Source organism: Massilia sp. Root351 (assembly GCF_001425045.1).
Lineage (GTDB): Bacteria > Pseudomonadota > Gammaproteobacteria > Burkholderiales > Burkholderiaceae_D > Rugamonas.
In genome coordinates this window covers 330,201-354,767 of the sequence record NZ_LMDJ01000032.1, presented here as the reverse complement: position 1 = coordinate 354,767, position 24,567 = coordinate 330,201, and the positions used below count along the sequence as shown (strand labels likewise).

Genomic DNA, 24,567 nt, shown 5'->3' with positions numbered 1-24,567 from the left:
TGCCACGCGAATTCCCAACTTCCACCCTGCCGCTAATTCCCCCGTCCGCGTGCTTGTTATAATGGCGCATGAAAAAATTACCTCTCCTGGGCGACATCACGCCCGCGCAATTCCTGCGCGACTACTGGCACAAGAAACCATTGCTGATCCGCCAAGCGGTGCCCGGCTTCAAGCCGCTGCTCACGCTGGACGCGCTGGCCGAACTGGCCACCAAAAATTACGTCGAATCGCGCCTGGTCACCATGACCGACGGTAACTGGGACATGCAGCACGGCCCCATCGAATCGCTGCCGGCGCGCGACGAGAAGGAATGGACCATGCTGGTGCAAGGCGTAAACCTGTTCGACGCCCGCGCCGACGCGCTGCTGCGCCAGTTCCGCTTCATCCCGGACGCCCGCCTGGATGACCTGATGGTGAGCTTTGCCACCGACGGCGGCGGCGTCGGTCCGCACTTCGATTCCTACGACGTGTTCCTGCTGCAGGCGCAAGGCCAGCGCCGCTGGCGCATCAGCGCGCAGAAGGACCTCAGCCTGGTGGACGGCCTGCCGCTGAAAATCCTGGCCAATTTCGAAGCCGAAGAGGAGTTCGTGCTGGAACCGGGCGACATGCTCTACCTGCCGCCGCACTACGCCCACGACGGCACCGCCATCGGCGATTGCCAGACCTATTCGATCGGCTTCCGCTCGCCGTCGTTCCAGGAGCTGGGCGAGAATTTCCTGCAGTGGATGGCGGACTCCATCGACTTGCCGGGCCGCTACGCCGATCCGGAGCTGGAAGCGACCGCCAAGCCCGCCGAAATCCCGCGCCACATGCTGGACACGGTGATCGAGGAACTGAACAAGGTGCGCTTCACCGAGGACGACATCACTATATTCCTGGGCGAATACCTGTCCGAGCCAAAACACAATGTGTTCTTCACCGGCCCGGCCAAGCCGCTCACTTTAGAGCGTTTCCTCCAGAGCGCGGCCAAGAAGGGCGGCGTGACGCTGTCGGCCAAGTCGCAAATGCTGTACCGCGGCAGCCATGTCTTCATCAACGGCGAGTCGTTTGCCATCGGCCGGGCCGACCGCGCCGCGCTGGTGGCGCTGGCCAATGAACGCGCGCTCGACGCGGCGGCGCTGGCGGCCGCCTCGGACGACGTGGTGGACGCGCTGTACGCCTGGTATACGGACGGCTGGCTGGAACTGGCAGCCGGCAAATAAGGAGCGCAGCATGGAAAAGCAGGTCCAGCCCTTCGATACCCGCGCGGGATTCCAGGCGCAGTTACGGGCCTGCATTTCCAGAGCCAGGCTCAGCCTCCAGTTATTCGACCCGGACTTCGCCATCTGGGAACTGGGCAGCAGCGAAATGGACGCCTTGTTGCGTCATTTCCTGTCCAGACACGGCAAACTGGAACTGATCGCGCACAGCAACGCCGAACTGGAGCGCCACGCGCCGCGCTTCCAGCGCCTGCTGCGCGATTACAGCCACGCCATCGAATGCCGCCGCACCAGCCCGGCGCTGCGCCTGCTGACCGACTCGTTCTGCCTCGCCGACCAGTTGCATTTGGTGCGGCGTTATCACTCGGACCACTTCCGCGGCGAAGCAGTGTATGATTCAGCACCCGATACGCAAGTCTGCAGCGAGCGTTTTACGGGGATATGGGCGGAGTCCGTTCCCGGTTTGAGTGCGGACACTACTGGACTCTAGTCCTTATCAATGTAGAATGCTGCTGTTCGACAGGTATGCCGGTAATGGCAGTGGATGCAGGCAAATGGCCGAGGAAGCAATTTATTGCGTTATCGCAAAATAGTTGTGATTTCGGCCTTGTACGCTATTGCGACGCACCAAAAATCGCTATAATATTCGGTTAGGAAGTTTCCGTTGTCTGGCAGGCACCATTTGGTACGAAAGGCCTACGAAGACGCCCTAATGAGCGATAATTACCGGTAATTATTCATCGCAACATTGTTGTTTATTTTTTGAATTAATTAAGGAAAACCCATGAAAAAATCCCTGCTGATCGCCTCCCTGCTGGCTGTTGCTCTGGCTGCTTGCTCCAAAAAAGAAGAAGCTCCTGCTGCTCCAGTAGCAACCCCAGAAGTAGCAGCTCCTGCTGCTGCTCCAGCGGCTCCAGCCGTTGACGCTGCTGCTCCTGCTGCCGCTCCAGCTGCTGACGCTGCTGCTGCTGCCGCTACCGCCGCTTCGGCTGCCGCTTCGGCTGCTTCGGCTGCTGCTTCGGCTGCTTCGGCTGCTGCATCCGCTGCTGCGAAGTAATCAGTCAGTTGGAAAAGAAAAACCGGCTTCGGCCGGTTTTTTTTCGTCCGTACGGTGCACAGATCGGCAAGCGGCTGCGGCGGGCGTAAAAAAACCGGCCGCAGCCGGTTTTTTAATGTAACAACTTATTTCAGCTGTTCGTGCAGCAAGGTCAGGATCTTTTCGCCGGTGGCGCTGGTTTCCGGCTTGCCGTCGTTGCTCAGCACGGTCACGTCGCTGGTCGAGCCGGCCGCGCTGGCCTTGACCGCCACGCGGTAGCGCTGCGCTTCCTTGTCCTTCTCGGACGAACCCCAGCTGAACAGCTTGGAGAAGAAGCCCTTGGTGGTGCCGGCGTCCTGGTCCACATAGCGGACAAAGTAGATGCCCTGCACGCGATCGCGGTCTTCCACGGTGAAGCCGGCACGGTCCAACGCCAGGCCGACCCGGCGCCAGGCGCGGTCGAAGCCCTCGTCCACTTCCACCATGCGCGCCTCGCCCGCCCCCTTGAGGGTGGCGTGCTGCGGCTGGACGATAGCGTTGTCGACGGCGGTGCGCGCGGCGGCTTCATCCTTGCCGCCGCCCAGCTTGGTCATCAGCTTGGCAATGAACAGCGCTTCCAGGTTGGGGTCGTTGGCGCGGGTGGTCCACATCGTGGTTTCCTTCTGGGCGCCGGTGATGACTTCCTCGGCGCCGCGATGGCTGATGTAGATCTCGGTGCTGCCGTCCGGCAGGCGCTCGAGGCGGGTGCGGTACTTATCCCGCTCGCCGCTCGAATACAGTGAATCGAACACCTTGCCGATGGTGTTGCGCACGAAGTCTTGCGGAATCTTGGCGCGGTTTTCATTCCATTCCGTTTCCAGGATGCCGGCCTTGGGCTCGTTCATGGACAGGGTGAAACCCGACTCTTCCCAGAAATTCTTCAGCTGCGGCCACAGTTGCTCAGGCGTTTGCTTGACCACCAGCCAGCGCTGGTTGCCAGCGCGCATGACTTTGACGCTGTCGGTGCCGCTGGTGGCCACCTGGTTGCTGCTGCCAACCGGGGCCGCCGCCGTGCCGCCGGCCGCGCGCTGGGCCTGGTAGCCGGAGGCGGTGGCCACGCCACGGGTGCTATCCGGCAGGGAATAGCGGTTATCTGCTTGCAATTGCGTCAAATCCGGCGGCACGTCCAGCGTGGTGGCTTTCTTGGCCGACTTGTAGTCGACCTTGTCCTGGCCGACGACCGAGCTGATCATGCCGCAACCGGTCAGGCTGACGGCCATGGCGGCGATGGCGGCGATGCCCAGGCCGCGCTGCGGGGTAATGGATGCTGTCTTGCGAATAGTCATGTTTTACTGGAATGAAAAGCGCGCCTGGGGCGGGGCTTAGTTGATCAGGCCGGCTTCGCGCAGCGCGCCGCGCACGGTCTCATGGTACTCGGCTGCCAGCGGCACCAGCGGCAGGCGTATGCCGGCAGGCATCATGCCCATTTCGGCCAGCGCCCACTTCACAGGCACCGGATTGGGCTCGACAAACAGCTTTTGGTGCAGCGGGAAGACCTTGTTGTTGATCTCGATGGCCCTGGCAATGTCGCCTGCCATGGCGGCCTTGCACATCTCGTGCATGGCGCGCGGCGCCACGTTGGCAGTCACCGAAATATTGCCTTTGCCGCCGGCCAGCATCAGGGCCACGGCGGTCGGATCGTCGCCGGAGTAGACCGCAAATTCCTTGGGCGCCAGGCGCAGCAGGTCCAGGCCGCGGCCGATGTTGCCGGTCGCATCCTTGACGCCGATGATGTTCTTGATGGCGGCCAGGCGCACAATGGTCTCGTTCGACATGTCGGCCACGGTGCGGCCGGGCACGTTGTACAGGATCACGGGGATATCGACTGCTTCGGCAATGGCCTTGAAGTGCTGGTACATGCCTTCCTGGGTAGGACGGTTATAGTACGGCACCACTTGCAGCACGGCGTCCGCGCCCGCATCCTTGGCATAGCGGGTCAGTTCGATCGCCTCGGCGGTCGAATTGCCGCCGGCGCCGGCGATGATGGGAATGCGGCCTTTGGCGTGCTCCACGGTGGCCTTGACCAGGGCGCAGTGCTCCTCCACGCTCACGGTGGCCGATTCGCCAGTGGTGCCGACAATGACGATGCCATCCGTACCTTCGGCGATGTGCCAATCGATCAGCTTGTTCAAACCCGGATAGTCCAGACTGCCGTCTGCGTGCATCGGGGTGACAATTGCTACTATGCTGCCCTTAATCATAGTTAACCAAAACAGTAAGAAATTAAAACAACGATTGTAGACGATAGGCCGGGTCTGTGGTGCTTCCCGGAACAGTATCCTATATTAAATTGCGATGAAACCGTCATCAAAATGATGGCAAGAGCGCGGCAACGCGCGGGAACTCCGGCTTCACGGCGCAGATGCGTTGCACCAGAGCAGGTTTTGGAGTTTCCACCCGGCCATCCTCAAAAGCGACTACGCGCAGCTCATGCTTGGCGGCCCATTCCAGCAGTTCGCCGGGCGCCAGCAGGAAGGCGGGATTGGACGGCTTACCGAATTCGGCATTGCCTTCCGAGAAAGTCTCGTAAATGAGAACGCCATTTGGCGCCAGGCTAGCCAGCATGTCCGCAATCAGCGGGCGGTGCAAGTAGTTTGTGACGACAATGCCGGCAAAGCGGCCCGGTCCGAAGGGCCACACGGCGTCGTCCGCCTCGAGGTCGATCTGCGAGGTGACGATGCCGTCGCCGGCGGCAGCGGCCAGCGAATCGGCATTCTGGTCCACCGCCACCACCGAGTGGCCGAGGGTGACGATGTGACGCGCGTGGCGGCCGGTGCCGCAGGCCAGGTCCAGCACCTCGCCGCCCGGAATCAGGGGCGCGAATCGCCGCACCCAGGGAGAAACTTGTTCACTCATGTGTAGGAAAGTCCCATTGCTTCGCGCACATCGCGCATGGTTTCTTGAGCCAGTTTGCGGGCCACGTCGTTGCCGTCGGCAACGATGGCGCGCACCAGCGAGGGGTCGTCCAGATAGGGCTGGGCGCGTTCATGCATCGGCTCCTGCTCCTTGATGATGGCGTCGATCACCGGCTGCTTGCACTCGATGCAGCCGATGCCGGCCGACTGGCAGCCTTTGACCACCCATTCCTGGGTGGCGTTGTCGGAATAAACCTGGTGAAACTGCCACACCGGACAGCGCGCCGGGTCGCCCGGGTCGCTGCGGCGCACGCGGGCCGGATCGGTCGGCATGGTGCGCACCTTCTTGGTCACGGCGTCCTTGTCCTCGCGCAGCGCGATGGTGTTGCCGTAACTCTTGGACATCTTGCGGCCATCCAGGCCCGGCAGGCGGCCGGACGCGGTCAGCTTGGCCTGGGGTTCCACCAGGATCAGCTTGCGGCTGCCCTCCAGGTAGCCGAACAGGCGCTCGCGGTCTATCATCGACAGGCTGTGGGCGTCGTCCAGCATGGCCTTGGCCTGTTCCAGCGCCTCATCGTCGCCATCCTGCTGGTAGTGCGTGCGCAGTTCGTTGTACAGCTTGGCGCGCTTGCTGCCCAGCTTTTTCACCGCGTCCTGCGCCTTTTGCTCGAAACCCTTCTCTTTGCCGTACAAATGGTTAAAACGGCGCGCAATTTCGCGCATCATTTCAATGTGCGGCACCTGGTCGTCACCCACCGGCACCTCGGACGCGCGGTAGATCAGCACGTCGGCCGCCTGCAGCAGCGGATAACCGAGGAAGCCGTAGGTTGCCAGGTCCTTGCTGGCCAAGTTGTCGATCTGGTCCTTATAAGTGGGCACCCGTTCCAGCCAGCCCAGCGGCGTGGCCATCGACAGCAGCAAGTGCAGCTCGGCGTGCTCGGGCACGCGCGACTGGATGAACAGCGTGGCCTGGGAAGGGTCGATGCCGGCCGCCAGCCAGTCCACCAGCATGTCCCAGGTGCTGCGCTCGATCAGCTCCGGGTCATCATAGTGAGTGGTCAGCGCGTGCCAGTCGGCCACGAAAAACAAACAAGGCAACTCGGCCTGCATCTTGACCCAGTTGGTCAGCGCACCGTGGTAATGGCCCAGGTGCATGGCGCCCGTGGGGCGCATACCGGAGACGACGCGGTCGGGATACATGGCGCTCAGCCCAGCAACAGGCGCAGCGGGTACACCAGCGTGATGAACAGCCCCTGCGTCAGCTGCACCATGGTGGCCAGGATGGGACTGAGGATGCCGGTGTACATCAGGGCCAGCAAGCCGATGAACACGTAGGGGCCGTAGCGCTCGATCTTGGCAAATTTATAAGCCAACGGGTCCGGCAGCAGCGCGGTCACGATGCGCCCGCCGTCCAGCGGCGGCACCGGGATCAGATTGAACACGCACATCACCGCGTTGGTCAGGATGCCGGCCTTGGCCATGCCGAGCAGGAAGGGCTCCTGTACGCCCAGCCGGTACATGAACAGCAGCGCGATAGTCCAGCCCAGGCCCATGGCGAAATTGGCGGCCGGACCGGCCGCCGCCACGAAGCCCATCTGCTTCTTTGGATTACGCAGGCGGCTATAGTCCACCGGCACCGGCTTGGCATAGCCGAACGCCATGCCGAGCGGGCTCAGCGCAAGCAAGACAGGCAGCAGCACGGTACCGAACCAGTCGATATGGGCGATGGGATTGATGGTCAGCCGTCCTTGCTGCTCGGCGGTGGTGTCGCCGAAATAGCGGGCCACATAGCCGTGCGCGGCTTCATGCAGGGAGATGGCGAAAAGCACAGGAATCGCAAAGACGGCGATGGTCTGTATCGTTTGATTGAAATCAGTCATAGGTAAAATTCTACCAGACCGGGATGAGCGGCCTGGAGCGTGGGGGAATGGGAGGGGTGGAAGATGCTTACAGGCCCAGCACGGCGGGGTCGCCCCGGCCCTGGCGCACCAGCTCGGGTTCCGCGCCGCTCAGGTCGATGACGGTGGTGGGCTCGAAGCTGCAGGCGCCGCCGTCGACGATCAAATCCACCTGCTTTTCCAGCCGTTCGCGCACCATTTCCGGGTCGGTCAGCGGCTGGTCGTCGCCCGGCAGGATCAGGGTGGTGCCCAGCAGCGGCTGCTGCAGCTCGGCCAGCAGCATCTCGACGATGCAGTTTTCCGGCACCCGCAGGCCGATGGTCTTGCGCGACGGATGGCTGAGGCGGCGCGGCACGCAGCGGGTCGCCTCGAGGATGAAGGTGAACGGACCCGGCGTGGCGGCCTTGAGCAGGCGGAACTGCTTGTTGTCCACGCGCGCGTAGACGCCAATCTCGCTCAGGTCGCGGCACAGCAGGGTCAGGTGGTGCTTCTCGTCGATGCCGCGGATGCGGCGCAGGCGCTCGACCGCGCTTTTATCGTCCAGGTGGCACACCAGCGCGTAGCACGAGTCCGTCGGCAGCGCGACGATGCCGCCGCCGTGGATGATTTGCGCGGCCTGCTTGATCAGGCGCAGCTGCGGGTTGACCGGATGGATCTGGAAGTATTGACTCATGCTTGGCTTATGCTGGGCTCAGGCCGCCGGTCTCAGCGCGGCAACTGCTGCAGGGCCGCGATGCGCTGTTCCATCGGCGGGTGGGTGGAAAACAGCGCGGACCAGCCGCCGCCGCCGGTAATGCCGGAGGCCGCCATATTCTGCGGCAGCGCGCCCGGCTCCAGGCCGCCCAGGCGGGCCAGCGCGTGCTGCATCGGCACGCTGCTGCCGAGCAGCTTGGCCGAGCCGGCGTCGGCGCGGAATTCGCGCTGGCGCGAGAACCAGGCCACGATGATGGAGGCCAGCAGGCCGAACACGATTTCGCAAACGAACACGGTGACCATGTAGCCAATACCGGTGCCGCTGCTGCGCTCGCTGTCCTTGCCGCGCAGCATATTGTCGACAAAGAAGCCGACTATGCGCGCCAGGAACACGACGAAGGTGTTCACCACGCCCTGGATCAGGGTCATGGTCACCATGTCGCCATTGGCGATGTGGGCCACTTCATGGCCCAGCACGGCTTCCACCTCGTCGCGGTTCATCGACTGCAAGAGGCCGGTGGACACCGCCACCAGGGCCGAATTCTTGAACGCGCCGGTGGCGAAGGCGTTCGGTTCGCCCTCGTACACGGCCACCTCCGGCATGCCGATGCCGGCGCGCTCGGCCAGCTGGCGCACGGTGGCCMCCAGCCACTGTTCGGTGGAATTGGCGGGCGCGTCGATCACGCGGGCGCCGGTGCTCCATTTGGCCATCGGCTTGCTGATCAGCAGCGAAATGATGGCGCCGGTAAAACCCACCACCAGCGAGAAGGCCAGCAAGGTGCCCATTTGCAGCTGGCCGCCCGCCGTGGGACGGCCGATGCCCAGCAGCGACAGCACCAGCGACAACACCAGCATCACGGCCAGGTTGGTGGCGATAAAGAGGACGATACGTTTCATAGTGCTTTCTCCGCAGAGTTACCCGAGCATCAGGTGCGGCCGGGTAGCCTGAATTACAAGTGCTTAGAACCAGTCGTGCCAGACCGGGGTCACATTGCCCGGCAGCGGCGGCAGCAGCTTGAAGTCCACCCGCGCCTCGCCGGGCGCATGGAAATCGGTGCCGCGCGAGGCCAGGAAGCCGTAGGAATTGGCCAGGCGCGCGTATTCGGGGTATTGGTCCGGCGTGTGGCTGCCGGTCACCACTTCGATGGCGGCACCGCCCATCTGCTTGAATTCGTCGAACAGCACGCCCTCGGCGGTGTCGCTGAACTTGTAGCGGCCCGGGTGGGCGATCACGGCGATGCCGCCGGCGCCGCGTATCCACTGCAGCGACTGCTCCAGGGTGGCCCAGCGGTGCTCCACGTAGCCCGGCTTGCCTTCGCACAGGTATTTCTTGAACACTTCCGACGTGTTGCGGCAGGCGCCGATCTCGACGATGTAACGCGCGAAGTGGGTGCGCGACATCAGATTCGGGTTGGACACGTACTTCAGCGCGCCCTCGTAGGCGTCCGGGATGCCGGCCTTGGCCAGCTGGGCGGCGATTTCGCGGCCGCGGCTGTCGCGCCCCGAACGGGTCTGCTCCAGGCCGTTTACCAGTGCGGCGTTGTTCTCGTCGATCTGCAGGCCGACGATGTGGACCGTTTCGCCGGCCCAGGTGATGGAGATTTCCACGCCGGTCACAAAGCGCATGCCCTGCTCGGCGGCAGCGGCGCGCGCGGCCGGGATGCCGCCGACTTCGTCATGATCGGTCAGCGCCCACACGTCCACCCCGGCCTCGCGCGCCACCCTGGCGACCTTGGCCGGCGGCAGCACGCCGTCGGAAACGTTGGAATGGCAGTGTAAATCTACATTCATACGGGCTGATTGTTTACGCTAATAGAAACACCATTGTACGCTGCTTGGCGGTCAAGCCAAAAACTCCTCCAGCATGGCGGCCAGCTGCTCCGGCTGGTCGTGATGCAGCATGTGGCCGGCGTTGTCCATCATCTTCGCGGTCACGTTGGCCAGGTGGCCCAGGCGGCGGTCGATTTCCACCCGCGCCTCCTCCTTCGGCCCCATCCACAGCCACATATTGGTGTGCTCGGCCTCCACCCACAGCACCGGCGCGGTGATCGCGCGCCAGCACGCCATCACTTCCTCCACGTGGTACAGCAGCGGGTTGATGCGCTTGTGGGCCGGATCGCCCAGGATGGCCCACTCGCCCTTGTCGTTCTGCCCCGCCCAGTGGCTGGCCAGGAAGGCGGCGCGCTCGTCGGACAGACGCGGATTGGTCTTTTGCAGGCGCTTGGCCACTTCGCCCAGGTCGGTGTAGCCGCGCATTTCCTGCGGTTCCAGCAGCTCGTCCATCCACTTGGCGTAGCGCGCCGGCGCCTGGTCCGGCGTGGTGGACTTCATGCCGAAGCCTTCCAGGTTGACCAGGCGGCGGATGCGTTCGGGCCGCGCGCCCGCGTACAGGCCCACCACGTTGCCGCCCATGCTGTGGCCCAGCAGGTTGACCGGGCTGTCCGGCTGGTAGTGGCGCAGGATGGCGTCCAGGTCGCCCAGGTAATCGACGAACCAGTAAGTGTCCACGCGCGGGCGCTCGGTCAGGCCGAAGCCGCGCCAGTCGGGGGCGATCACATGCCAGTCGCCCTGCAGCGCGTCCACCACGAACTGGAACGAGGCCGACACGTCCATCCAGCCGTGCACCATGAAAATCTTGGGCGCCCCTGCCCTGCCCCAGTGGCGGATATGGGTGCGGTTGCCGCGCACGCTGATGAATTCGGATCGGGATGGTTTCATGATGATTGCAGCCTTGAAAGTAGCGCAGCGAGCGCAATATGGGTGCCTTGGACTGGGCGCAAGCCCTTATAATAGCACGATCGTTCGCAAATCCTGAAGCAGGCCGATGCCTGGCAGGCGTAAAATAGCGCCATTCCGCAGTTTCCACAAATACTCAACTGGGCTTTCCATGACCATCTACCAGCTGGGCGAGCATGCGCCCGAGATTGACGCTTCCGCATTTGTTGCCGAGACCGCCAGCCTGATCGGCAAAGTGACGCTGCACGCCAACGCCTCGGTATGGTACGGCACCACGATACGCGGCGACAACGAACGCATCACCATCGGCGAAAACAGCAACGTCCAGGAAAACACCGTGATGCATACCGACATGGGCTACCCGCTCACCCTGGGCAAGAACGTGACGGTGGGCCACCAGGCCATGCTGCACGGCTGCACCGTGGGTGACGGCTCGCTGATCGGCATCCAGGCCGTGATCCTGAACGGCGCCAGGATCGGCAAGGGCTGCCTGGTGGGGGCCGGCGCGCTGGTCACCGAGGGCAAGGAATTCCCGGACAACCAGCTCATCATCGGCGCCCCGGCCAAGGCCGTGCGCACGCTGACCGAACAGGACGTGGCCAACCTGCAAGCGGCCGCCGACAGCTACGTCAAGCGCAGCCAGCTGTTCAAGACGCAACTCAAGAAAATAGGATAAACCATGAGCATCACCCCAGATCTGGCGGCTAGCCAGGACACGCTGCAGAAATTCATCTTCGACAACGCCTCCGTGCGCGGCGAGCTGGTCGACATCTCGGCCACCTGGCGCGAGGTGCAGGCGCGCCACGCCTACCCGGCGCCGGTCAAGCGCCTGCTGGGCGAAATGGTGGCTGCCGCCGCCCTGCTGTCGGCCAACCTGAAGTTCAACGGTTCCATCATCATGCAGATCCACGGCGACGGGCCGGTGCGCCTGCTGGTGGTCGAGTGCGACGCCGACCTGCGCCTGCGCGCCACGGCAAAGCTGACCCCGGACGCGGCCATTGCCGACGACGCCGGCGTGATGCAGCTGCTGAACGCGCACGGCAAGGGCCGCTTCATCATCACGCTCGATCCGGCCGACAAGGTGCCGGGCCAGCAGCCTTACCAGGGCATCGTGCCGCTGGACGGCGACGACGTGGCCACTGTCATCGAAAACTACATGCAGCGCTCGGAACAGCTGGACACCAAGCTGTGGCTGGCGGCCGACGACAACGTGGCGCGCGGCCTGCTGCTGCAAAAGCTGCCGCACCACGGCGGCAAGGCCGAAACGGCGCAGCTGTCGCAGGACGATGCGTTGGAGACCTGGAACCGCGCGGTGATCCTGGGCTCCACCCTGAAGCAGGAAGAAATCCTCAGCACCACCATCGACGTGCTGATGCAGCGCCTGTTCTGGGAAGAGACCATCCGCGTGTTCGACCCGGTACACCCGTCCTTCCACTGCAGCTGCACCCGCGAGAAAGTGGGCAATATGCTGAAGATGCTGGGCCAGGAGGAAGTGGAAGGCGTGCTGGATGAACAGGGCACCGTCGCCATCAACTGCGATTTCTGCGGCCAGCACTACGAGTACGACAAGGTCGATTGCGCCCAGCTGTTCGTCACCAGCGCGCCCGCCGAAGTGCTGATGCACGCCAGCGAAGCCAAGCATTAAGCTGTAATTCCCGTCCCCGCGCAGTTCCACCCACTGGCGCGGGGACGGGTTTCCCCCCGCGCCGGCGCCCCTCCTCCGCCTCGCCAATTCATCAATTCGTCACCGTACCGTCATGCCGCCGTCACACCGGCTGGTTACGCTGCGCGTCGTTTGCATTTCTTCCAATGTTTCCAACGACAGGCTCATGATGAACAAGACTCTCCTCGCTTCCGCCATCTGCATGGCATTCTCCTTCCCCGTCTTTGCAGCCACCTCGGCGGCCCCCGCCGAACCGGCAGCCCCGGCTGCGGCCGACAGCGGCAGCGAAATGGCCGCAGCGGCAGCCGGCCCGGTGGCCACCGTGGAAGTAGCGTCGCGCAAGACCCGCTCCTCGGTGGCGATGACCAAAAATGAAATGCAGAAGATCCTGCCCGGCATCAACCCGCTGAAGGCGCTGCAAGCGCTGCCCGGCGTGAGCTTCCAGACCGCCGACCCATGGGGCAACAATGAGCAGAACCTGTCGCTGTTCGTGCACGGCTTCAGCGGCCAGCAGCTGGGCTACACCATGGACGGCGTGCCGCTGGGCGACCAGCAGTACGGCAACTACAACGGCCTGTCGCCGCAGCGCGCCGTCATCAGCGAAAACGTGCGCAGCGTGATCCTGTCGTCCGGCGCGGGCGACCTGGCCACCGCCTCGACCAGCAACCTGGGCGGCACCATCGAAACCTTCTCCAGCGATCCGCTGGCCGCGCCAGGCGCCACCGTGCAGCAGACCGTGGGCAGCTACCGCACTTCGCGCACCTATGCGCGCTTCGACACCGGTACCTTCGGCGGCGGCAGCAGCGCCTACATCTCGGCCGCGCACCAGAAGCAGCGCGCCTGGGACTTCAACGGCAAGCAGGGCGGCGACCAGGTCAACGCCAAGTTCGTCAACCAGGGCGAGGCCGGCAAGCTGACCCTGTACTTCGCCTATTCGGACAAGATCGAACCGAACGAGGACAGCACCGTGCACGTGGCCGGCGAAACCAGCGCGCCCTACACCCGCCCCTTTACCTACCCCGACTTCGCCTACGCGCTAAGCTACCTGTCGCCCACCGGCGCCACGCCTGCGGCGGACGGCAACAACTACCGCAACTACTACAGCGACGCGCAGCGCAAGGATTACCTGGGCTACGCCAAGTTCGACTGGCGCCTGGGCGAATCCACCACCTGGAGCAACCAGGTCTACCATCACGACGACGACGGCGTGGGCGTGGTGGCCGGCCCGATCGGCGTGGCCGGCCTGCCGGCGCTGTTCGCGGTGTACTACCCCAACCAGAACCTGAAACAGGTGTTCGGCGGCTCCGGCTACGCCACCCGCACCACCGAGTACGACATCAAGCGCAGCGGCGTGCTGTCTACGCTGCGCAGCGAGTTCGGCGACCATACCGTGCAAGGCGGCGTGTGGTTCGAACATAACCAGTCCTCGGCCTACCGCCGCTGGTACGCGCTGGACGTGAACAATCCAAGCTCGCCGTACGACCGTCCTTCCAACCCGCTGATCACGCAGTACGGCAGCACCATCGACAACAAGGTGATCCAGCTGCACCTGCAGGACGAATGGCGCGTGCAGCCGGACCTGGTGCTGCAGGCCGGCTTCAAATCCAGCCTGCAGGATGCGGACGGCCAGTTCCCCGTGCAGCCGCTCAAAGGCGCCATCGCCGGCGGCTCCAGCGCGCTGCCGGTGGGCCAGATCGAGACCAGGAAATGGTTCCTGCCGCAGATCGGCGGCCGCTGGGACGTAACGGCGCAGGACCAGCTGTTCTTCAACGTGCAGAAAAATATGCGCCAGTTCGTCACCTACGGCGGCGGTGGCGCGTCGCCATGGTCGCTGGCCAGCCAGCAGGCGTTCGACCTGTTCAAGTCCAGCGCCAAGCCGGAAACCTCGGTCACCTATGAAGCGGGCCTGCGCAGCAACCACCAGCTGGACTGGGGCATGCTGAAAGCCTTCGACGGCCAGGTCAATGTGTACCACGTGGACTTCAAGAACCGCCTGCTGCAGATCAGCCCCACCCCGGTGATCTCGGCCATCATCGGCGGCAATCCGGTGCTGGCCAACGTGGGCAGCGTGAAGATCGACGGCATAGACCTGTCGGGCACCTTCCACTTCGGGCGCGGCTTCTCGCTCTACAACGCGCTGTCCTACAACCGTTCCACCTACGAGGACAACTACAGCAACGGCGCCACCGTGGTGCCGACCGCAGGCAAGACGGTGCCGGGCAATCCCGAGTGGATGAACAAGTTCGTCGCCACCATGACGATAGCCGGCACCGAGTTCCAGCTGAGCGGCGACTACGTGGGCAAGCGCTACGCCACCTACACCAACGACCTGGCGGTGCCGAGCTACTTCCTGCTGGGCCTGGGCGTGTCCGGCCAGCTGCCCTTCCTGAACGGGGGCATCGTGAAGAACGCGCGCTACCGCGTCAACGTGAGCAACCTGGCCGACCGCATGGGCAGCCTGAACGTGGTGGTGGGCGCGGCGGACAAGACGTACAATACCTTCCCGATCGCGCCGCGCCAGGCCTTCCTCACCGTGATGGCAGACTTCTGATGGACAACATCCTCAACGCGCGCCGCCTGCTGTCGCGGCGCGGCTTTATCGGCAGCGTGGCCGCCGGCGGCAGTGCGCTGCTGGCGCCGTCCGCGTTCGGCGCCGGCGGCATTGGCGCGGCGGCTGCACTGGCCGGCGGCCCCGGCTCGCTGGCAACTGGCCTGGGAGCGGGCGGCAGCGCCCGGCCGCTGGTGTTCGCGCATCGCGGCGCCAGCGCGCTGCGGCCGGAGCACACGCTGGCGGCGTACGCGAAAGCCATCGCCGATGGCGCCGACTACGTGGAACCGGACCTGGTCTGCACCAGGGACGGTGTGCTGGTGGCCCGCCACGACGCCTACCTGAACGAAACCACCGATGTGGCCCGGCGCGCCGAATTCGCCAGCCGCCGCACGCGCAAGACCATTGACGGCCAGACGCACGAAGGCTGGTTCGTGGACGACTTCACGCTGGCCGAAATCAAGACGCTGCGCGCCGTCGAGCGCATTCCCGAATCGCGCCCCGGCAGCGCGCAGTTCGACGGCATGTTCCAGGTGGTGACGTTCGAGGAAATCATCGACTTCGTGGCGGCGCAGTCGGCCGCCGCCGGCCGCGTGATCGGCCTGGTGCCGGAGCTGAAAAGCTCGGCCTATTTCGCCGGCGTTGGCCTGGCCCTGGAGGACCGTTTCTTCTCCACGCTGGCCGCGCACGACTACACGCGCCGCCACCCGGTGGAGATCCAGTCCTTCGAGGTGGCCAACCTGAAATACGTTCGCGACAAACTGGGACGGCGCGCCAATATCCGCCTGATGCAGCTGGTGGGCGCGCCTGCGCAACGCCCGGCGGACGTGGCTGCGGCCAACGGCACCCTGACTTACGGGCAGATGTGCTCTCCCGCCGGGCTGAAGGCGATTGCGGCCTATGCCGACGTGGTGGCGCCGCCGACGCGCATGCTGATAGCGCTGAAGCAGGATGGCTTCCTGGCCGAGCCGACTTCGCTGGCTGCCGATGGCCGCGCGGCGGGACTGCGCGTGGAGACATGGACGTTCCGTCCGGAGAACCGTTTCCTGGCCGCCGATTTCCGCGACAGCGCTGGCGAGCATGCGCGCAATCCGGCCGGCTCGGTGGCCGAGATCAGGCGCTATCTGAAGTTGGGATTGGATGGCTTCTTTACCGACGACCCGGCGCTGGGGCGCAAGGCGGTGGATGGTTGAGGCTCGGCGGGTTACGGTTACGCGCAATCCGCCGGGTCCTCCGCAGGCTCAAGCCTTCGGCAAATTGCGCGTCAGGTCGACCCAGGTTTGCGGCTGCGGCTTGGCGCGCTCGCGCACGCCGAAGAAGGTCACCACCAGTTCGCCGTTCTTGTCGAAGAACTCCACCGACGTCACCCCTGCGCGCTGCACCACGTAGCCGCTGTTGAAGGCACTCTCGCGCAGGTGCAGGTTGAAGTCCGGGTCCAGCACGTTGTACCAGTCGCCGCTGGCGGCGGTTTTCTCGATCACGCCGCTGAAGATCTGCGTCACCGAACCATTGCCCAGGAAGGCCATGATGGGCAGCTTCTGTTTGGCCGATTCGTCCAGCAGGCTGCGCACCGCTTTGGGCGACACGCGCTGCACCACGCCTTCAGGCGCCAGGCGCATGGCCTGTTCGCGCGAGATGCCGAACTCGCCCAGCAGGCGGTTGAACTGGTGCACGTCCGTCATTTCTTTCCAGGCCAGCTGGAACTCTTTCACGTCCACTGCGCTGTCGGCTTTCTCGGCCTGCTTGGGCGCGATCGGCACCACGTTCAGCGCAGCGTTCTGGTCCGGCGCACGGAAGTCCGAAACCAGCTTGTCGAAAATGCCTACCGCGGCCTCATTCTTCAGGTACAGCTTGTGCGCCGCGGTGCCGGTGGCGTCGAAGAACTGCAGGCTGCGCGAGACCTGGCCATCGCGGCCCGGTTGCACCACCGCGAAGGCGTGCTTCCAGTTGGCGAAGTTGAAGCGCAGGTCGATCTCGCCGCCCAGGTAGCCGCCGGCGATATTGCGCATGCGCGCTTCGCGCTCGGGATCGTTAGGCGCGCCAACTGCGGCCTGCGCCCCTGCCGCGTCCTGCGCCAGGCGGGTGGCCACGCCGGTACGCTCCAGCACGCCGTTCTCGTTGCGGGTCAGGGCCAGCACTTTGCCCAGGTCCAGCGCGCGGCGCATGATTTCGCGCGCGGCGTGGTCATCGTTCGTCAGCAGCGTAACGGTCTTGCCGATGCCGGTGGCCAGCAGTTCGGCTTCGGACACATTCAACGCGCGCGCCGCGTCGCGGATCTGCAGCTTGGGCTGCTCGGCGCGCAGCTTTTCCCAGCGCTGGCCGAGACTGGCGTCCGCCGCCATGGCAGGCACGGCGCCCAACATCAGGGCGCTGGCCAGGGCCAGTGCAATTCGGTGATTCTTCTTCATCATGGTCTCCAAAAATCAGTACATCAGTTTAAAGGTAACGGCGTAATTGCGCCCGGTTTTCACCTGGCGTTCGATATCGGCCAGCGCAGTGGCGCTGGTGCCGGCGGCCAGGGTGCGCGCGCTGGCGTAATCCCAGTACTTCTTGTCGCCCAGGTTGTAGGCGCTGGCCGTGACGGTGGCGTTCTTGCCGACGTTGAAGTAGGCGGTCAAGTCCATCACGGTCGATGCGGGCACGGCGAACAGGGCGGCGGTGGCGCCGGTCACCACGTCCGGCTTGGCCTGCTTGGCGCGCACGTGCACGGTACTCAGGGCCACGCCGCCGCGCTGGGCCGGGTCGTCCCATGCCAGCGTGGCGCTGCCCTTGTACGGCAGCACGGTGGCCAAGTCGCCCTTTTTGCCGGTCTTGCTGTTGCTGGTGGTGCCGCGCGAACCGCCCGCCGCCAGCGCCACGCTGGCGCCTTGCAGCGGCGCGGACCACTGGCCCAGCTCGAAACGGCTGCTCATTTCCACGCCCCAGATGTCGGCCTTGGCCACGTTTTCGGGACGGAACAGGCCCTGGCTCAGGGTCGGGTAATTGACCGGGTCGGCCGGCTGCGCCACGTATTCGATGAAGTTCTTGTACGCGGTGTGGAACATGGCCGCGCTGAACTGCACACCCTTGCGCGGCTCGCCTTTCACGCCCAGCTCGAAGGCGTTGCTGGTTTCCTTTTCCAGCTTGGCGTTGCCCAGCACACCGTAGCCCTGCCCTGCGCCGGTGTAGCTGAAGGAGTCGTAGGTGCTGGTGCGGTCGGCGCCGCTGGGCATGCGCGCGCCGCGCTTGTAGCTGGCGTAGGCATTGAAATTGGGCGCCAGTTCAACCGACAGGCCCAGGCTGGGCGCCACATAGCTGTCGCTGTCGTCCTTCAGTTCCTTGGCGGCGGACGGCACGGCGATGATGTAGTTCTCCAGGTTCTTCGGGCTCAGCTTGCGGTGTTCGACGCGCAGGCCGGGCGTCAAGGTGGCGTTGTAGCCGGCCAGCGGGAAGGCGATCTCGCCGCGCACATAGGCCGCGATCTTCAGCGTGTCCATGTCCGCCATGCGGTTTTTCTGGGTGATCTGGTGCGTGGTGGAGCCCACCACCGTGCGGTCCTCGCGCCACGGGCGGCGGGTTTCCACGTCTTCCAGCGTGAAGCCGTAGTTCAGCAGCGTGGCCGTGTTGAGCTGCTTGCCGGCGTCGCTGGCGATGCCGATGCTCTTGTTGTACAGGCCGGTGGCGATGTCGCGCGTGTACGGGCGGCCGCCGGTGATGTAGGGCGCGTGGGTGTTGTCTTCCACTTTCGCGTCCTGCACGAAGAGGCGGGTGTCGACGGTGTCGAACAGCGGGTTGCCGGTGCCGGTGTAGCCGTGGTCCAGGCTGACGCGCGTGCGGCGCGTGGCGGAGGCTTGCTCGGAGCCTTCGGGATACAGCGACAGCTGCTTGTTCTTGATTTCGCGGTCGTGCTCGGACTGGTAGGCGTCCACCGTGAAGCCCAGCTTGTGGCCGGCCACCGGCGCCCAGCTGAATTTGCCCAGCAAGGCGTCCGACGACCAGTCGTCCGGATTGAACACGGCGTTGCCCTTGCTGCGCAGCTGCTGGCCGTCGCGGTGCACCAGCACGGCCAGCGCCTTCAGCGCGCCGAAGCCCATGGCGCCGGTGAGCGCGTGCATCCTGGCCTTGTCGGCGGAGGTGTAGCCGAACTTGTATTCGGCGTAGCTGTTGCGGGTGTCGCTCAGGTAGTCCTCCGGCGACTTGGTGACGAAGGACACGCTGCCGCCCAGCCCGGGCGTGCCCGCCCCTGCCGCGGTGGTGCCGGAGCCGATGCGCACTTCGCGGAAGGTTTCCGGGTCGAAGTAGTCGCGGCCGATGCCGAAGCTGTTCAGGGTGTTGCCGTCCGGCTTGGGGGCGGCGTCCGGCAGCGAGATGCCGTCCAGGTCCAGCGCCACGCGGTTGCCTTCGATGCCGCGGATGTTAAAGCCGGTGTTGCCGGCGCCATCCCAGATATTGCCGGAACCGATGCCGGCCGCCGGCACGCTGATCAGCGGCTCGTAGCGGGCCATATTGGCCATGTCGGTGGCGGCACGCCGGGTCAGCTCGGCGCTGCCGACGACGGTGGTGGTGCCGGTCTTGGACAGCGCTTCGTCGCGCTTGGCGGTGACCAGGATTTCATTCAGTTGGGTGGTTTGCGCCAGCGCCGGCGCGGCGGGCAAGGCGAAAGCGCTCAGCAACAGCGCGGCAAGGCGCCGCTGGCGCGGAAGGATGGCAGCCATGAAGTTCCAGATAAGGTGAGATTAAAGCTGGCTCTCCCTACGGGCGTCGCTGGCAACAGCGCATCTTAACAAGAATGATTCTTATTTACAAGCTATGGTGATTATCTGGCAGCGCGGCTATCGGCAGCGGGCGCGGTGGCGGCGCCCGGTGCGGCAGCAGCTGCGGCTGCTTGCGGCTGGGTCTGGCCCTTGCCGAGAATCTGGATGTAGATTTCGTTCTGCTTGATCATGCTCAGCTCGAAGCGGGCCCGCTCTTCGACGGCGCCGGTGCCGTCCTTCAGGTCGCGCACTTCGGAATCGAGCTTGGCGTTGCGGCTTTTCAGCTCGTCATTTTTTTTGTGGGCCACGGCCACCTGGTCTTCCAGGTCGGCCACGCGCAGCCAGCCGCCTTTCCCCAGCCACAGCGGGTACTGTATCAGCAGCAGCAAGGCTGCCAGTGCAAGGGTAATCAAACGCATATGGGGGTAGCCAGCCAGGACATGCCTGGCTGGCGTCGTGCTATTACTTCAGGTTGTAGAACGCGTCACGGCCCGGGTAGGAAGCGATGTCGCCCAGGTCTTCTTCGATGCGCAGCAGCTGGTTGTACTTGGCCATGCGGTCCGAACGGGACATGGAACCGGTCTTGATCTGCAGCGCGTTGGTGCCCACTGCGATGTCGGCGATGGTCGAGTCTTCGGTCTCGCCCGAACGGTGCGAGATCACGGCGGTGTAGCCGGCGCGCTTGGCCATTTCGATGGCGGCGAAGGTCTCGGTCAGGGTGCCGATCTGGTTGATCTTGATCAGGATCGAGTTGGCGNATCACGGCGGTGTAGCCGGCGCGCTTGGCCATTTCGATGGCGGCGAAGGTCTCGGTCAGGGTGCCGATCTGGTTGATCTTGATCAGGATCGAGTTGGCGATGCCCTTCTGGATGCCCTCTTTCAGGATCTTGGTGTTGGTGACGAACAGGTCGTCGCCCACCAGCTGCACCTTGGTGCCCAGCGCGGCGGTCAGGGTGGCCCAGCCTTCCCAGTCGCCTTCGTGCATCGCGTCTTCGATCGAGATGATCGGGTACTTGTCGCACCAGGTCGCCAGCAGGTTGGTGAACTCGACGGCGGTCAGGCTCATGCCCTCGCCGTCCAGCTGGTACTTGCCGTCCTTGTAGAACTCGGAGGCGGCGCAGTCCAGGCCCAGCGCAATCTGGGTGCCCGGCTCGTAGCCGGCTTCTTCGATGGCCTGGATGATCAGCTTGATCGCTTCTTCATGGTTGGCCAGCGATGGGGCGAAACCGCCTTCGTCGCCCACCGCGGTGTTCAGGCCCTTCTTGTGCAGGATCTTCTTCAGCGTGTGGAACACTTCGGCGCCGTAGCGGATGGCTTCCTTGAACGACGGGGCGCCCACCGGGATGATCATGAATTCCTGGATGTCCAGGTTGTTGTCGGCGTGCGCGCCGCCGTTGATGACGTTCATCATCGGCACCGGCATCTGCATGGCGCCCGAACCGCCGAAGTAGCGGTACAGCGGCAGGCCGGCTTCTTCAGCGGCGGCCTTGGCCACGGCCATCGATACGGCCAGCATGGCGTTGGCGCCCAGGCGCGACTTGTTCTCGGTGCCGTCCAGGTCGATCAGGGTGCGGTCCAGGAAAGCCTGTTCGTTGGCGTCCAGGCCCATGATGGCTTCCGAGATTTCGGTGTTGATGTTCTCGCAGGCTTGCAGCACGCCCTTGCCGAAGTAGCGCTTCGGGTCGCCGTCGCGCAGCTCGATGGCTTCGCGCGAACCGGTCGACGCGCCCGACGGCACAGCCGCCCGCCCCATCACGCCCGATTCCAGCAGCACGTCGCATTCGACGGTGGGATTGCCGCGCGAATCGATCACTTCACGGCCGATAATGTCAACGATAGCACTCATGTCATTCTCCAAAGTTTAAGCAAAAACTGTTGCCTGCGCGGCCTGCCCTGCCGGTCCCGGCGCAAAATTGCAGCAAGGGTAACAGACGGCGGCCGGATGTGGAAGCGGGCCCGGCGTATGTGTTCTATACGCCGGGCCCGCCCGGTATGTCATGCTTCTGGAGCTTAGTTAAAACTAGTTTCCAGGAAGCCAGCTTTCTTGGTCACGCGGTCCAGTTCGATCAGCACCGACAGCAATTCCTTCATGCGGCCCAGCGGCACCGCGTTCGGGCCGTCCGACAGCGCGGTGGCCGGCGTCGGATGGGTTTCCATGAACAGGCCGGCCACGCCCACGGCCACGGCCGCGCGCGACAGCACCGGCACCATCTCGCGCATGCCGCCCGAGGAGGTGCCGTTGCCGCCCGGCAGCTGCACCGAGTGGGTGGCGTCGAACACCACCGGGGCGCCGGTTTCGCGCATGATGGACAGCGAGCGCATGTCGGACACCAGGTTGTTGTAGCCGAAGGAGGCGCCGCGTTCGCAGGCCATGAAGTTGTCTTCAGGCAGGTTCTTGGCGGCCGCCGCGGCGCGCGCCTTGGCGATCACATGCTTCATGTCGCCCGGCGCCAGGAACTGGCCCTTCTTGATGTTCACCGGCTTGCCCGACTCGGCGCAAGCGTTGATGAAATCGGTCTGGCGGCACAGGAAGGCCGGGGTTTGCAGCACGTCCACCACGGACGACACCACGTCGATTTCCTCGATGGTGTGCACGTCGGTCAGCACCGGCACGCCCAGCTCGCGCTTGACGTCGCCCAGGATCTCCAGGCCTTTTTCCATGCCCGGACCGCGGTAGGAGGTGCCCGACGAACGGTTCGCCTTGTCGAAAGACGACTTGTAGATGAAAGGAATGCCCAGCTCGGTGGTCATTTCCTTCAGCGCGCCGGCCACGTCGAACGCCATCTGGCGCGACTCGATCACGCAGGTGCCGGCGATCAGGAAGAACGGCTGGTCCAGGCCTACGTCAAATCCGCACAGTTTCATGCTGCGTCTCCTTCCAGTTGGACTGCATGCAGACCCTTGGATGCTTTTTGCGCCAGCGCCGCCTTGATGTAGGACGTAAACAGCGGGTGGCCGTCGCGCGGGGTCGATTTGAATTCAGGGTGGTACTGCACGCCCATATACCAAGGGTGCGCGTTCTCGCCGGTACGCGGCAGCTCCATGATTTCGCACAGGTCTTCGGTCGGGGTACGCGCGGCAACCACCAGGCCGGCAGCTTCCACGCGGCCCAGGTAGTGGTTGTTGGCTTCGTAGCGGTGGCGGTGACGCTCGGTCACCACGCTGCCGTAGATTTCCGATGCCAGCGTGCCCGGCTTGACGGCGCAGGCTTGCGCGCCCAGACGCATGGTGCCGCCCAGGTCCGACTTCTCGTCGCGCTTTTCAACCTTGCCGTCCAGGCCTTGCCACTCGTCGATCAGGGCCACCACGGGCTGGTCGGTCTGCGGCTCGAACTCGGTGGAGTTGGCGTTGCTCAGGCCGGCCTTGTGGCGCGCGTACTCGATCAGCGCCACTTGCATGCCCAGGCAGATGCCCAGGTAGGGGATCTTGTTTTCACGGGCGAACTGCGCCGCCATGATCTTGCCTTCCACGCCGCGCTTGCCGAAGCCGCCCGGCACCAGGATGGCGTCGTACTTGGCCAGCTCGGCGCAGCCGGTGGTCTCGATCTCTTCCGAGTCGATGTACTCGATGTTGACCTTCGATTCGTTGTGGATGCCGGCGTGGCGCAGCGCTTCGGTGAGCGATTTGTACGACTCGGTCAGCTCCACGTATTTGCCGACCATGCCGATCGACACTTCCGATTTCGGATGCTCCAGCGTGTAGATCAGCTTGCTCCACATGGACAGGTCGGCCGGGGCCGGGTTCAGGTCCAGCGCTTCGCAGATGATGGCGTCCAGGCCTTGGTCGTGCAGCATTTGCGGCACTTTGTAGATGGTGTCCACGTCCCACACCGAGATCACGCCGCGTTCTTCGATGTTCGAGAACAGCGAGATCTTGGCGCGTTCGTCTTCCGGAATGGCGCGGTCGGCGCGGCACAGCAGCGCGTTCGGCGAGATGCCGATTTCGCGCAGTTTCTGCACCGAGTGCTGGGTCGGCTTGGTCTTCAGCTCGCCCGCCGAGGCGATATAGGGCACCAGGGTCAGGTGCACGAAGGCGGTGTTCTTGCGGCCGGCGCGCAGGCTCAGCTGGCGTGCCGCTTCCAGGAAGGGCAGCGACTCGATATCGCCCACGGTGCCGCCGATTTCGCACAGGGCCACGTCGTAGCCTTCCGCGCCGCGGCGGATGTAGTCCTGGATTTCATTGGTGATATGCGGGATCACCTGCACGGTCTTGCCCAGGTACTCGCCGCGGCGCTCCTTGCGGATCACCGATTCGTAGATCTGGCCGGTGGTGAAGTTGTTCACCTTTTTCATGCGGGTGGAGATGAAGCGCTCGTAGTGGCCGAGGTCGAGGTCGGTCTCTGCGCCGTCATCGGTAACAAAGACTTCACCGTGCTGCATCGGGCTCATCGTGCCGGGATCGACGTTGATGTAAGGGTCCAGCTTGAGCATGGTGACTTTGAGGCCGCGCGATTCAAGGATCGCGGCGAGGGAGGCGGCGGCTATCCCTTTACCAAGGGAAGACACAACGCCACCGGTGACGAAGACATATTTGGTCATTGCGGGTCGGTGCCGAACGGCACGTGCGGGAAATTGAAATTATAGCGCAAATTGCGCGTTTCTTCATCAGTAAGGCTGGAAATACCCTGATATGGCTACCATCGGCCGGGCCCGCCTGAATAAAACTGCAATATTGCTTTCAGTGTGGGTCAGCGTACAGAGCCGGCCCGGTCGCGGCCGGACAATGGTATTTTTTCAACGGGAGGTCAAAATGAGCTACGAAGAACGCGATGCCTACGGCATGTATGTGGACCGGGGCCACAAGGGCCCCGGCCCTGAACTGATGGGCGCCGATACGCTGATCGGCGACCATGTGCACAACCTGAAGAACGAACACCTGGGCGAGATCAAGGAGATCATGCTGGACATGCGCAGCGGCAAAATCGCCTACGCGGTGATGTCGAGCGGCGGCGTGTTCTCGCTGGGCGAGCGGCTGTTCGCCGTGCCTTGGGAGGCCTTGACGCTGGACACCGTGAACAAGCGCTTCACGCTCAACATCGACAAGGAGCGCATCGACAACGCGCCCGGCTTCGACACCGAGCACTGGCCCAACATGGCCAACCAGGCCTGGGCCACCGAAATCCACAGCTACTACGGCACCAGCGCGCGCTAACGGCGCTGCCCTGCCG

At 64.3% G+C, this 24,567-nt stretch carries 23 protein-coding genes and 1 pseudogene; 8 read left to right on the top strand and 16 right to left on the bottom strand.

The features are described from left to right. Positions 1 to 68: 68 nt before the first annotated feature. The 3 genes from ASD15_RS24510 to ASD15_RS33400 all read left to right on the top strand — a co-directional run bounded on the left by ASD15_RS24510 (position 69) and on the right by ASD15_RS33400 (position 2,256). Complete coding sequence (locus ASD15_RS24510; RefSeq protein ID WP_057157652.1) at positions 69 to 1,202, top strand: cupin domain-containing protein; 1,134 nt, start codon at positions 69 to 71, stop codon at positions 1,200 to 1,202. A gap of 10 nt (positions 1,203 to 1,212) precedes the next feature. Next, positions 1,213 to 1,689, top strand: coding sequence for a hypothetical protein (locus tag ASD15_RS24505; RefSeq protein WP_057157651.1), 477 nt, complete (start codon positions 1,213 to 1,215; stop codon positions 1,687 to 1,689). A gap of 294 nt (positions 1,690 to 1,983) precedes the next feature. After that, on the top strand, positions 1,984 to 2,256 hold the full coding sequence (locus ASD15_RS33400) for a hypothetical protein (RefSeq protein WP_082552118.1): 273 nt from the start codon (positions 1,984 to 1,986) through the stop codon (positions 2,254 to 2,256). A 125-nt stretch (positions 2,257 to 2,381) separates the two neighbouring features. Here the strand turns inward: ASD15_RS33400 and bamC are convergent, their stop codons facing one another. The 9 genes from bamC to ASD15_RS24460 form a co-directional block, all read right to left on the bottom strand. Continuing rightward, positions 2,382 to 3,560 carry an outer membrane protein assembly factor BamC gene (gene bamC / locus ASD15_RS24500; RefSeq protein WP_057157650.1) on the bottom strand — a complete coding sequence of 393 codons (1,179 nt, stop codon included), beginning with the start codon at positions 3,558 to 3,560 and terminating at the stop codon, positions 2,382 to 2,384. 36 nt (positions 3,561 to 3,596) lie between these two features. Beyond that, positions 3,597 to 4,475, bottom strand: a complete 879-nt coding sequence (gene dapA / locus ASD15_RS24495) for a 4-hydroxy-tetrahydrodipicolinate synthase (RefSeq protein ID WP_057157649.1) — start codon at positions 4,473 to 4,475, stop codon at positions 3,597 to 3,599. A gap of 106 nt (positions 4,476 to 4,581) precedes the next feature. Further along, a complete protein-coding gene (locus tag ASD15_RS24490) occupies positions 4,582 to 5,130 on the bottom strand; it encodes a bifunctional 2-polyprenyl-6-hydroxyphenol methylase/3-demethylubiquinol 3-O-methyltransferase UbiG (protein WP_057157648.1) in 549 nt (182 codons plus the stop codon). Then, positions 5,127 to 6,329, bottom strand: a complete 1,203-nt coding sequence (locus ASD15_RS24485) for a tryptophan--tRNA ligase (protein ID WP_057157647.1) — start codon at positions 6,327 to 6,329, stop codon at positions 5,127 to 5,129. Before ASD15_RS24485 ends, ASD15_RS24490 begins: the two co-directional genes overlap by 4 nt. A gap of 5 nt (positions 6,330 to 6,334) precedes the next feature. Continuing rightward, positions 6,335 to 7,009, bottom strand: coding sequence for a site-2 protease family protein (locus tag ASD15_RS24480; protein ID WP_057157646.1), 675 nt, complete (start codon positions 7,007 to 7,009; stop codon positions 6,335 to 6,337). A gap of 67 nt (positions 7,010 to 7,076) precedes the next feature. After that, positions 7,077 to 7,700: an L-threonylcarbamoyladenylate synthase gene (locus ASD15_RS24475; protein WP_057157645.1), complete on the bottom strand. Its 624-nt coding sequence runs from the start codon at positions 7,698 to 7,700 to the stop codon at positions 7,077 to 7,079. Between the two features lie 32 nt (positions 7,701 to 7,732). Next, positions 7,733 to 8,617: a protease HtpX gene (htpX, locus tag ASD15_RS24470; protein WP_057157644.1), complete on the bottom strand. Its 885-nt coding sequence runs from the start codon at positions 8,615 to 8,617 to the stop codon at positions 7,733 to 7,735. 63 nt (positions 8,618 to 8,680) lie between these two features. After that, positions 8,681 to 9,511 (bottom strand): 3',5'-nucleoside bisphosphate phosphatase, encoded by an 831-nt coding sequence (locus ASD15_RS24465; protein WP_057157643.1) that lies wholly within the window; start codon positions 9,509 to 9,511, stop codon positions 8,681 to 8,683. Positions 9,512 to 9,562: 51 nt separating this feature from the next. Next, positions 9,563 to 10,438: an alpha/beta fold hydrolase gene (locus ASD15_RS24460; protein WP_057157642.1), complete on the bottom strand. Its 876-nt coding sequence runs from the start codon at positions 10,436 to 10,438 to the stop codon at positions 9,563 to 9,565. Between the two features lie 169 nt (positions 10,439 to 10,607). Between ASD15_RS24460 and ASD15_RS24455 the strand changes: the two genes are divergently transcribed. The 4 genes from ASD15_RS24455 (at position 10,608) to ASD15_RS24440 (ending at position 15,860) form a co-directional block, all read left to right on the top strand. Further along, positions 10,608 to 11,132 carry a gamma carbonic anhydrase family protein gene (locus ASD15_RS24455; protein WP_057157641.1) on the top strand — a complete coding sequence of 175 codons (525 nt, stop codon included), beginning with the start codon at positions 10,608 to 10,610 and terminating at the stop codon, positions 11,130 to 11,132. 3 nt (positions 11,133 to 11,135) lie between these two features. Then, a complete protein-coding gene (hslO, locus tag ASD15_RS24450; RefSeq protein WP_057157640.1) occupies positions 11,136 to 12,101 on the top strand; it encodes an Hsp33 family molecular chaperone HslO in 966 nt (321 codons plus the stop codon). Between the two features lie 184 nt (positions 12,102 to 12,285). Then, positions 12,286 to 14,670: a TonB-dependent receptor gene (locus tag ASD15_RS24445; protein WP_082552117.1), complete on the top strand. Its 2,385-nt coding sequence runs from the start codon at positions 12,286 to 12,288 to the stop codon at positions 14,668 to 14,670. Beyond that, positions 14,670 to 15,860 (top strand): glycerophosphodiester phosphodiesterase family protein, encoded by a 1,191-nt coding sequence (locus ASD15_RS24440; RefSeq protein WP_057157639.1) that lies wholly within the window; start codon positions 14,670 to 14,672, stop codon positions 15,858 to 15,860. Before ASD15_RS24445 ends, ASD15_RS24440 begins: the two co-directional genes overlap by 1 nt. A gap of 48 nt (positions 15,861 to 15,908) precedes the next feature. On the opposite strand, the gene ASD15_RS24435 is transcribed toward ASD15_RS24440, so the two are convergent. The 7 genes and pseudogenes from ASD15_RS24435 to ASD15_RS24410 all read right to left on the bottom strand — a co-directional run bounded on the left by ASD15_RS24435 (position 15,909) and on the right by ASD15_RS24410 (position 23,938). Continuing rightward, positions 15,909 to 17,075 (bottom strand): hemin-degrading factor, encoded by a 1,167-nt coding sequence (locus ASD15_RS24435; protein WP_057157638.1) that lies wholly within the window; start codon positions 17,073 to 17,075, stop codon positions 15,909 to 15,911. 15 nt (positions 17,076 to 17,090) lie between these two features. After that, a complete protein-coding gene (locus tag ASD15_RS24430; RefSeq protein ID WP_057157637.1) occupies positions 17,091 to 19,361 on the bottom strand; it encodes a TonB-dependent receptor domain-containing protein in 2,271 nt (756 codons plus the stop codon). 101 nt (positions 19,362 to 19,462) lie between these two features. Beyond that, complete coding sequence (gene ftsB, locus ASD15_RS24425) at positions 19,463 to 19,819, bottom strand: cell division protein FtsB (protein ID WP_057157636.1); 357 nt, start codon at positions 19,817 to 19,819, stop codon at positions 19,463 to 19,465. A gap of 43 nt (positions 19,820 to 19,862) precedes the next feature. Beyond that, positions 19,863 to 20,157 (bottom strand): annotated as a pseudogene (gene eno, locus ASD15_RS33395) (phosphopyruvate hydratase); the annotation flags it as partial. 1 nt (position 20,158) lies between these two features. Continuing rightward, on the bottom strand, positions 20,159 to 21,246 hold a 1,088-nt coding region (eno, locus tag ASD15_RS24420), incomplete at its 3' end, for a phosphopyruvate hydratase (protein ID WP_229418319.1). A 164-nt stretch (positions 21,247 to 21,410) separates the two neighbouring features. Further along, a complete protein-coding gene (gene kdsA / locus ASD15_RS24415) occupies positions 21,411 to 22,265 on the bottom strand; it encodes a 3-deoxy-8-phosphooctulonate synthase (protein WP_057157635.1) in 855 nt (284 codons plus the stop codon). Beyond that, positions 22,262 to 23,938, bottom strand: a complete 1,677-nt coding sequence (locus ASD15_RS24410) for a CTP synthase (protein WP_057157634.1) — start codon at positions 23,936 to 23,938, stop codon at positions 22,262 to 22,264. Before ASD15_RS24410 ends, kdsA begins: the two co-directional genes overlap by 4 nt. A gap of 211 nt (positions 23,939 to 24,149) precedes the next feature. Here ASD15_RS24410 and ASD15_RS24405 point away from each other — a divergent pair, with 211 nt between their 5' ends. Beyond that, entirely contained in the window at positions 24,150 to 24,551 is a 402-nt protein-coding gene (locus tag ASD15_RS24405; RefSeq protein ID WP_057157633.1) for a PRC-barrel domain-containing protein, read from the top strand. Positions 24,552 to 24,567 lie beyond the last annotated feature (16 nt).

Excerpts from the sequence above, each read along its gene's own strand:
- ASD15_RS24510 (WP_057157652.1), top strand. The coding sequence starts at position 69 with ATGAAAAAATTACCTCTCCTGGGCGACATCACGCCCGCGCAATTCCTG.
- ASD15_RS24505 (WP_057157651.1), top strand. The coding sequence starts at position 1,213 with ATGGAAAAGCAGGTCCAGCCCTTCGATACCCGCGCGGGATTCCAGGCG.
- ASD15_RS33400 (WP_082552118.1), top strand. The coding sequence starts at position 1,984 with ATGAAAAAATCCCTGCTGATCGCCTCCCTGCTGGCTGTTGCTCTGGCT.
- bamC (WP_057157650.1), bottom strand. The coding sequence starts at position 3,560 with ATGACTATTCGCAAGACAGCATCCATTACCCCGCAGCGCGGCCTGGGC.
- dapA (WP_057157649.1), bottom strand. The coding sequence starts at position 4,475 with ATGATTAAGGGCAGCATAGTAGCAATTGTCACCCCGATGCACGCAGAC.
- ASD15_RS24490 (WP_057157648.1), bottom strand. The coding sequence starts at position 5,130 with ATGAGTGAACAAGTTTCTCCCTGGGTGCGGCGATTCGCGCCCCTGATT.
- ASD15_RS24485 (WP_057157647.1), bottom strand. The coding sequence starts at position 6,329 with ATGTATCCCGACCGCGTCGTCTCCGGTATGCGCCCCACGGGCGCCATG.
- ASD15_RS24480 (WP_057157646.1), bottom strand. The coding sequence starts at position 7,009 with ATGACTGATTTCAATCAAACGATACAGACCATCGCCGTCTTTGCGATT.
- ASD15_RS24475 (WP_057157645.1), bottom strand. The coding sequence starts at position 7,700 with ATGAGTCAATACTTCCAGATCCATCCGGTCAACCCGCAGCTGCGCCTG.
- ASD15_RS24465 (WP_057157643.1), bottom strand. The coding sequence starts at position 9,511 with ATGAATGTAGATTTACACTGCCATTCCAACGTTTCCGACGGCGTGCTG.
- ASD15_RS24460 (WP_057157642.1), bottom strand. The coding sequence starts at position 10,438 with ATGAAACCATCCCGATCCGAATTCATCAGCGTGCGCGGCAACCGCACC.
- ASD15_RS24455 (WP_057157641.1), top strand. The coding sequence starts at position 10,608 with ATGACCATCTACCAGCTGGGCGAGCATGCGCCCGAGATTGACGCTTCC.
- hslO (WP_057157640.1), top strand. The coding sequence starts at position 11,136 with ATGAGCATCACCCCAGATCTGGCGGCTAGCCAGGACACGCTGCAGAAA.
- ASD15_RS24445 (WP_082552117.1), top strand. The coding sequence starts at position 12,286 with ATGATGAACAAGACTCTCCTCGCTTCCGCCATCTGCATGGCATTCTCC.
- ASD15_RS24440 (WP_057157639.1), top strand. The coding sequence starts at position 14,670 with ATGGACAACATCCTCAACGCGCGCCGCCTGCTGTCGCGGCGCGGCTTT.
- ASD15_RS24435 (WP_057157638.1), bottom strand. The coding sequence starts at position 17,075 with ATGAAGAAGAATCACCGAATTGCACTGGCCCTGGCCAGCGCCCTGATG.
- ASD15_RS24430 (WP_057157637.1), bottom strand. The coding sequence starts at position 19,361 with ATGGCTGCCATCCTTCCGCGCCAGCGGCGCCTTGCCGCGCTGTTGCTG.
- ftsB (WP_057157636.1), bottom strand. The coding sequence starts at position 19,819 with ATGCGTTTGATTACCCTTGCACTGGCAGCCTTGCTGCTGCTGATACAG.
- kdsA (WP_057157635.1), bottom strand. The coding sequence starts at position 22,265 with ATGAAACTGTGCGGATTTGACGTAGGCCTGGACCAGCCGTTCTTCCTG.
- ASD15_RS24410 (WP_057157634.1), bottom strand. The coding sequence starts at position 23,938 with ATGACCAAATATGTCTTCGTCACCGGTGGCGTTGTGTCTTCCCTTGGT.
- ASD15_RS24405 (WP_057157633.1), top strand. The coding sequence starts at position 24,150 with ATGAGCTACGAAGAACGCGATGCCTACGGCATGTATGTGGACCGGGGC.